Raw genomic sequence first — 7359 nt, 5'->3', positions numbered from 1 at the left:
AGCCTTTTAAGGCTTAAGCTTAGACAATTACACAGAAATCAGGACAGTCTCAGATTCAGATGTCGAGGATGTAATATTAATCTCTCCTCAAGCGATTTCTTCGTATCAAAAAAAGAACGACGCAGATGTGCCTAGTGAGCTCAATAAGTATCAACACAACGCATATTTAACAGCTTTAACTGGTGCCAAAAAGTAAAACCTTACAAAAATGAGTATAGCGTCGATAGTTAATTTTTTTCGCTATATTCGCATCCCAAATCCCAACTTGAACGATGCTCTCAGGGTAAAATTCACGGATGAATTTTAAGCTTTTCGTGAGCAGGAGCGAATAAAAGCGCCCCTGATTACGTGTGCTGAACTTAAATCTAGGCCTTTTGGGGTACTTTTTCGGCCTTGAAAAAGTACCTGGGGCGCGTTCGAGGATGCTAATGAAATCGAAGAACGGGGTTGCGCACCAAACCAACAGATTTACTATTGAACACACCAAGCTACAATTTAATCACCTCAACCGAGCCTCCCTGTTACCCCCATTCCAAAAATAACCACTCCCCATCAAACCCCCAAATTTAAACATGTTTTATAAATCCATTTGAGTATAATTATTAATTCATATGAAAATAACTTTATCAATAAGCATCCATCGATAAAACAATCACGGCTCAGCCAACAACGTTAATGAACTATCAAACCACTCAAATCTATAATCTGATGAGGTACGAATTTGCTCAAGTTGAAGGAGATTTTGCCTCCTTACGTGAGTCAGATGTGAAATCTGTCATGCCTGCCGGAATGCGCTTTACAGATTTTCTTGAACAACTTCACTACGGTCACCAAGTGTTACTGACGGATGTGCCATCGGCTCCTTTGCTGATTCGGGATCGGGATGAATGGGGCAATCAACATTGGCGAGTCAATCCTGCGGTTGAGCCTCATCTCGATTCATTAGCCTTCAAGGCTTATACCGCCAGAGTTGAATGGGTCAATCATGGCATTGGTTCATCTTATTCCGGCAGCGTTAACGCTTCTGTGTATATCGAGCCTTATGTTGAACGCAAACCTGTGAAGCTGAGTTTACAAGAGCGATTGATCAGGCAGCGTCAGGAGCGGTTACGGGAGCTGGATAAAATCCAACTGCCTTCATCTGCATGGCAGAACGCATTTAACAAGCCGCCCGTCAAACCCTCCCGTTTCGCCAAATCTGCGCTGGTGCCGAGAGGCTCGTGTGATATCGGTACACAAAGAGAGTCGCTTTCTGCGCTGGGGGATTATGCGTCTTATACACTTGCCGTCGGGCAGGGGATCAGTGCAGCATCTGGAGAAGCTTTTTTAACGCGTATTGGAGGTGCAGCGCTGGCAGAACTGCCGGGACTGGCGATGAAAATTATTGGGCGAGCTGGCATTCTGGCTGCATTTGTGCCGAACAAATTAGCTGACAGTACGCTCTACAGCGCTGCTGATATGAGTAATAAAGACACGGTTGAAACCAATATTCGCTTGGGTTTCAATACGGAAGGGCGAATTTACGGTTATCACGTCAATGGGGCGAATATCCCTAAGCGTGAAGTAAAACAGGTCGGTGAGCGGTTTGTCGTCGAGTTAGAGCCGGATATCACTATTGAATGGGTGCCGATTAGCGGTGATTTTGGCGGTAAACCGATTCTGGTTAATCCTATCCCGGAGATGGAAAAGTTCGATATCTGGATTCATCCGCAAGCGGAGCAAGGGCAAGAATTTGATAACACCTACATCACGCCAATTGCTGATGCGGATCTGCAAGACTATATTCTGACCTTTCCGGCAGAGACCGGATTACCACCGTTGTATGTGGTGTATAAAGAAAGCCCGAGAGATAAATCTGGAATTGTAACTGGATATGGTGAAAATGTTGCAGGAGACTGGTTATCGGCTGCTGGAAAAGGATTAGGGGTACCGATTCCTACACAAATTGCAGATAAGCTCAGAGATCTGGAGTTTAATAATTTTGATGCTTTTCGGAAAGCTTTCTGGCTGGCAGTGAGTGAAGACAAGGCGCTTATGTCTAAATTTAGCCGACCAAATCAAGCTCATATTAAAAAAGGAACAGCCCCGTTTGCTATTCCTTCTGAACAATACGGAGAAATTAAGCGGATTCAGCTTCACCATGTTGAAGAGATTCAGTATGGTGGGGCAGTTTATGATATTGATAATCTCCGTGTTGTGACGCCTAAAAATCACAACCGAATTCATTATGATTGATGGTATGAATATGCAAAAAAAACTTCTTGAAGATTATACAGAGTCAGAGTTCTTAGAGTTGGTCACGAATATTAGCGACGCGAATGGTTCAGAGCAGGAATTAGACGAGATGGTGGAACATTTTACACAGATTGTGAAGCATCCTGAAAGCAATGGGCTTATATTTTATCCGCCTGAAAATCGTGAAGATTCCCCGGAAGCGGTTGTCGCAGAGATCAAACGTTGGTATATGGAGCAGGGCTTGCCCTGTTTTAAATAGTTTCTACTCCTTTGAATTGAATCGCGTTTTCTCTCAATGAACAATGTAAAACGGATGGTGATGGTGTTTTTTGCTGAGTGCTTCTTTTATGCTAGCGCTATTCATCCACAACACGCCTCAATACTGCGATTATGAAAACATCCCTCGACCATCTGCCTGAATACAAACAGCGTGAGCTGGCGGACATCTCAACGATTCTGCGCGATACACTGGAAGATTACCTGCAAGGTAAACAGGGCAGTAAGAGTGAGTTTCGCATTCTGAAAATTATTTTGTTCGGCAGCCATGCCAAAGGCCGTTGGGTCAAGGATCCGGTTAACGGCTATATCAGCGATTACGATATTCTGGTGATCGTCAATAAAGCCGCGTTGGTGGAGGATTATGTAGTCTGGCAGCGGGCGGAAGAGCAAATTGATCGCAAAGTGAAATCGGCACCGTTGGGTTTGATTGTTCACGATTTGCAGGAAGTGAACGAGCGCTTGCAACAGGGTCACTATTTTTTTAAGGATATCCGCGAAGAGGGCATTGAACTGTTTGCCGCGACGCCAAAGCCACTGGCGAAGCCGGGTGACCTGACTGAGGAAGAGTTTCGTGAGATTGCCCGTAAGCATTATGCTCAGTGGATGGAGAGTGTTGTTGATGGACTCAAGATTGTTCATTTCACTCGCCAAGAATCGATGAATAAAAAAACGGCATTCATGCTCCATCAAGTCACCGAACATTTATTGGCTTGTGCATTGCTGACTTGTACCAACTACTTGCCGAAGTCCCACAATATCGAGAAACTTGGCAATCTGTGTGCGCAGATTGATCCGGCCTTTGCTGAGATTTTTCCGATGGACAACAAATTCCACCGCCGCAGTTTCCGGCGTCTGCAACGGGCGTATATTGATGCGCGTTATTCAGCGCACTACGAAATCACCGAAGAAGAGTTGAATTATTTGGTGGCAGAAGTGCAGCGGTTGCAGGCATTAACCGAACAGATTTGTCGGGGAAGAATAGGGGATTGAGGGCAGTATTCTTTCAGCCTTTTGGCTCCCAAATTTGACGCACAATTGCGTTCCTCAATTTCAGAAACTGGGGCGCTTTCGAGGATGCTAATGAAATCGAAGAAAGTCATTGCGTCCCAAACCACATGTACTAACTCATACACGATCTGACAGTTTAATCGTACACCTACACTCAAATCCCACAGCTCACTTTTGGACAATTCCGTGTTACGATCTTTCGAGCAGCCCCACCTTTTCGTATTACTTTATTGTTATCAGCTTACGCTTAAATGTAATCTTGCCCGCTCTGAAAGCGATTACATTGTAATAATGATGCAGAGATTATTTAGCAGAATGTCTCATTCGAGCCTCTCTCGGTGTCTGGTCGAATACTTGTTTGAACTTGGTGGAGAAGTAATTACTGTCCTGATAACCAACTCTGAAAGCAATATCTGTAATAGATTGATCAGTGTAAAGAATGTCGGAAAATGCTTTGCTGGTACGTGTGTAATGTAGATACTGGTTGAAGTTCATGCCCGTTAACTTCCTAATACTGTTTGTTAATTGACGCGAAGACAGTTTTACCGCCTCTGCAACTTCATCAATTTCATTTAGGCCGGCATAGTGCTGCTGAATATGAGATAAAGCGTAAATAACTTTATCGTTGTTATTAAGCAAATCGACGTCTTTTATTTTTCCCCGCCACAGCTCAACAATAATCTGCTGAAAAATGAACTGCGCAATCATTCGTGACTCTTCACTGTCGATATGTGACTCAATGTGCAAGCGTTCGATCAGCTGACGCATACTTTGTGCGGTATTTTCATTAATAAACCAGCCCGTTTCTCTATCTGATTCACTTGGCATAAAACGCTTCAGGTCCGAGCCAACTTGCAGCTTATCTTTTTCAAACAGAATATTACTTAAATAGAGATCATCTACGGTATCGAATAAATGACGGTCTTCCTTTTTCACAAAACAGACGTAATTTTTGCTCAGGTTCATAGGCACATCATTTATGACATGTGTTCCACAACCTTCTGAAACAATAATGATTTCTTCAAACGAGTGCGCATGCTCAGGATAGGGATCCTGAGGAGATCTGAGCTCGGTAGTGACAGGACTATTTGAGTTCATAAAGAACTCTCTCGATTTAAGATAGAGCATACTACACCTCTGTATTCTACGACCTAAATGTAGAGACTTGGCTCGCGATTTTCCTAGCCGAACATCTCACTTTTGCTCACTCTTTTATTGATATTTTTAAAAGTGTGAAGACAAAGTTACTCACCTTAAAAAACTCACCAAAATACCAATTCTAGATGTTAATTCTCCAAGGTTTAAATTTCTCAGGTTTGTAAGCTAACCCTAATCTCCCTGCCAATTACATGGGTAACATCCGGTAATCCAGAGGGGAATTAACAATAACAAAACTTATACATTCAAACTTAAAGACATAAGAAACAAAAGCTTACAAATAGCAAGGAGACAATCATGTCTGAAACGATTACCTCTACACAAACGCAAGAAACAGAAGCAACCCTCAATGAATATGAACAAGAGCTGGTGCCCAAACACAAACTGCTTGGCTGGCGACACTTTCTCGGATCCTACTCAGGTGAGCACGTAGCCGGAACCGAGTTTGTTATCGGTGCAGCTTTTGTCGCATGGGGAGCAAGCACCTTTGATATCCTGATGGGCCTGGTGGTAGGTAACCTGATGGCCGTGCTGACCTGGGCACTGATTACCGCACCTATCGCCACCCAATCCCGACTCACCGTTTACGAATATCTGCGCAGAGTCGCAGGCCCGGGCTTTAACAAAGTCTATAACGTAGTCAACGCCGTGCTCTTCTGTGCACTGGGCGGGGCAATGATCACAGTATCAGCGTCTGCGGTACGTATCTTATTTGATATTCCGGCGCAGACGCACTGGTATCCGACCAGTGCCGCGTTTGTTGCCGTGGCACTCGCTGTCGGTGCTATCGTAGTTGCGATTGCGGTACTCGGCTTCCAGAAATGTGCTCAGTTCGCAACCGTATGTTCACCATGGCTGCTGGTTGTATTTGTAACCGGCGGTATGGTAGCCCTTCCTGCACTGAGCAATGTTGGCAACGGTGAAACCTTTACCGGTTTTGGTCAGTTCCTGTCTCTGGCGGATCAGTACATCTGGACCGGACAAACGCCTGATGGCTCACCATCAATGACATTCTGGCAGATCGCTGCTTTCGCCTGGGTATGTAACCTGGCAATGCACGGCTCTTTAGGTGACATGGCGCTGCTACGCTTTGCTAAGAGTTCAAAATACGGTTACTTCTCTGCGTTCGGTATGTTCTTCGGTCACTACATTGCATGGATTTGTGCCGGTATTATGGGTGCGGGTGCAATGCTGCTGATGCAGACCAGTATGTCTAACCTTGACGCTGGCGGTATCGCTCACACGGTACTTGGCGCTACAGGTATCGTTGCGGTAATCATTGCGGGCTGGACAACATCTAACCCGACTATCTACCGTGCAGGTCTGGCAATCCAGAGTATTTTCCCGAACAAATCGCGTGCATACATCACGACTATCGTTGGTGTGGTTACCGCTATTATTGCTTGTTTCCCGTTCGTATTTACCCGCCTGTTAGACTTTGTTGGTTACATGGGTCTGCTGCTTGCACCGGTTGGCGCGATCATCGTGTCTGAGCACTGGGTATTTAAAAAGGTTGGTCTGACTCCGCTATGGTCTAAGTACCAGAGTAACGACCTGAATACAGCTGCACTTATCACCTGGGCAATTGGAGTTGTATTTGCGGTGACATGTGAACAGATGGGCTTCCTGCACTTATTCTTCCTGTTTGTACCTACTTACCTGCTGTCTATGGCCGTTTACATCACGTTAGCAAAATCTATGGGTGCAGGCGATAACTACGCTAAGCAGGAAGCGGAATACAACGAAGAGCTGAAACAACGCGAGGCGTATCATGCAAAGCTGGCAAAACGCGAAACAGAACAACAGACCGAAGCTAAGCCTGCGAGCATGCTGGAGAAGGTTTCCGGCGCGATTGCTCTGGCATCTCTGGCTGCGATGGTAATTTCTGCGCTCAAAGTTTGGGGAGCAGGTGCTGACTACCAGGCTGCGTTCGAATCCTTTAAAGCGTTCGCGATATATCCGACAGTTATTTACTTCATCTCGGCAACAACCTGGATCACGCTGCGTGACAAAGCCTGAGAGAGAATGTTAATGAGTGATTTAATCAGAAAAGCCTTTGTCATGCAGCTTAATGAAGGCTATAAGGCGGAGTACAAAAAACGACATGATGAAATCTGGCCTGAGCTGGAGGACGTACTGAAAAGTCACGGTGGCCACAATTATTCCATCTTTCTCCATGAGGCAACCAGTCAGCTGTTTGGCTATGTCGAAATCGAGAGCGAGGAACGCTGGCAGCAGGTTGCCGATACTGAAACTTGTCAGAAATGGTGGGCTTATATGCAAGATATCATGGCAACCAACCCGGATAACTCTCCGCAGTCTATAACGCTGGATTCAGTCTTCTACCTAGCGTAATGTTAAGACTCTTCACTAAGCCCCGCCACCGCGGGGCTTATTATTTTATCCCTATCAGTCACGGTTACAGCTATCCCCAAATCCAAATAAAAGTTCAGCGAGAATGACTTATACCAATCTGGATAAATAAGTGGTCAATGTATTTCGCAGGAAAAATCGCTTAGAGCAAGGCGTAGATTGCTGTAACTAGTTACTCTAATAGTAAAATCTATAACGCAGCTATCAGCGATTTTAACCAGCAAGAATGATCAAGTACTTATTTAGATTGGTATTCGTTCACATAAGCAGCAACGATTTGAAGTAGTACTTCACACCGCTTTAACC

7 protein-coding genes are annotated in these 7359 nt (G+C 44.9%); 6 read left to right on the top strand and 1 reads right to left on the bottom strand.

The annotated features are described in order from the left end of the window. Window positions 1-37: 37 nt before the first annotated feature. The 4 genes from AC55NX_RS20320 (at window position 38) to AC55NX_RS20305 (ending at window position 3504) form a co-directional block, all read left to right on the top strand. Window positions 38-196 (top strand): DUF3010 family protein, encoded by a 159-nt coding sequence (locus AC55NX_RS20320; RefSeq protein ID WP_496997385.1) that lies wholly within the window; start codon window positions 38-40, stop codon window positions 194-196. Window positions 197-765: 569 nt separating this feature from the next. Beyond that, a complete protein-coding gene (locus AC55NX_RS20315) occupies window positions 766-2235 on the top strand; it encodes a pyocin-S2/colicin E7-DNase domain-containing protein (protein ID WP_496997384.1) in 1470 nt (489 codons plus the stop codon). A gap of 4 nt (window positions 2236-2239) precedes the next feature. Further along, complete coding sequence (locus tag AC55NX_RS20310) at window positions 2240-2494, top strand: bacteriocin immunity protein (protein ID WP_197413074.1); 255 nt, start codon at window positions 2240-2242, stop codon at window positions 2492-2494. A gap of 131 nt (window positions 2495-2625) precedes the next feature. Next, complete coding sequence (locus tag AC55NX_RS20305) at window positions 2626-3504, top strand: HEPN domain-containing protein (protein WP_496997383.1); 879 nt, start codon at window positions 2626-2628, stop codon at window positions 3502-3504. Window positions 3505-3825: 321 nt separating this feature from the next. On the opposite strand, the gene AC55NX_RS20300 is transcribed toward AC55NX_RS20305, so the two are convergent. Further along, window positions 3826-4620, bottom strand: a complete 795-nt coding sequence (locus AC55NX_RS20300) for a helix-turn-helix domain-containing protein (RefSeq protein WP_496997382.1) — start codon at window positions 4618-4620, stop codon at window positions 3826-3828. 558 nt (window positions 4621-5178) lie between these two features. Between AC55NX_RS20300 and AC55NX_RS20295 the strand changes: the two genes are divergently transcribed. Together AC55NX_RS20295 and rhaM are read left to right on the top strand one after the other, a co-directional pair. Further along, entirely contained in the window at window positions 5179-6699 is a 1521-nt protein-coding gene (locus tag AC55NX_RS20295) for a purine-cytosine permease family protein (RefSeq protein WP_496997381.1), read from the top strand. Window positions 6700-6711: 12 nt separating this feature from the next. Further along, entirely contained in the window at window positions 6712-7035 is a 324-nt protein-coding gene (gene rhaM, locus AC55NX_RS20290; RefSeq protein WP_496997380.1) for an L-rhamnose mutarotase, read from the top strand. Window positions 7036-7359 lie beyond the last annotated feature (324 nt).

Source organism: Vibrio rubrogenes, from assembly GCF_059641415.1.
The sequence above is the reverse complement of the archived record's forward strand: the minus strand, read 5'-3'. Positions and strand labels throughout refer to the sequence as shown.

Excerpts from the sequence above, each read along its gene's own strand:
- rhaM (WP_496997380.1), top strand. The coding sequence starts at position 6,712 with ATGAGTGATTTAATCAGAAAAGCCTTTGTCATGCAGCTTAATGAAGGC.
- AC55NX_RS20295 (WP_496997381.1), top strand. The coding sequence starts at position 5,179 with ATGGGCCTGGTGGTAGGTAACCTGATGGCCGTGCTGACCTGGGCACTG.
- AC55NX_RS20305 (WP_496997383.1), top strand. The coding sequence starts at position 2,626 with ATGAAAACATCCCTCGACCATCTGCCTGAATACAAACAGCGTGAGCTG.
- AC55NX_RS20310 (WP_197413074.1), top strand. The coding sequence starts at position 2,240 with ATGAATATGCAAAAAAAACTTCTTGAAGATTATACAGAGTCAGAGTTC.
- AC55NX_RS20300 (WP_496997382.1), bottom strand. The coding sequence starts at position 4,620 with ATGAACTCAAATAGTCCTGTCACTACCGAGCTCAGATCTCCTCAGGAT.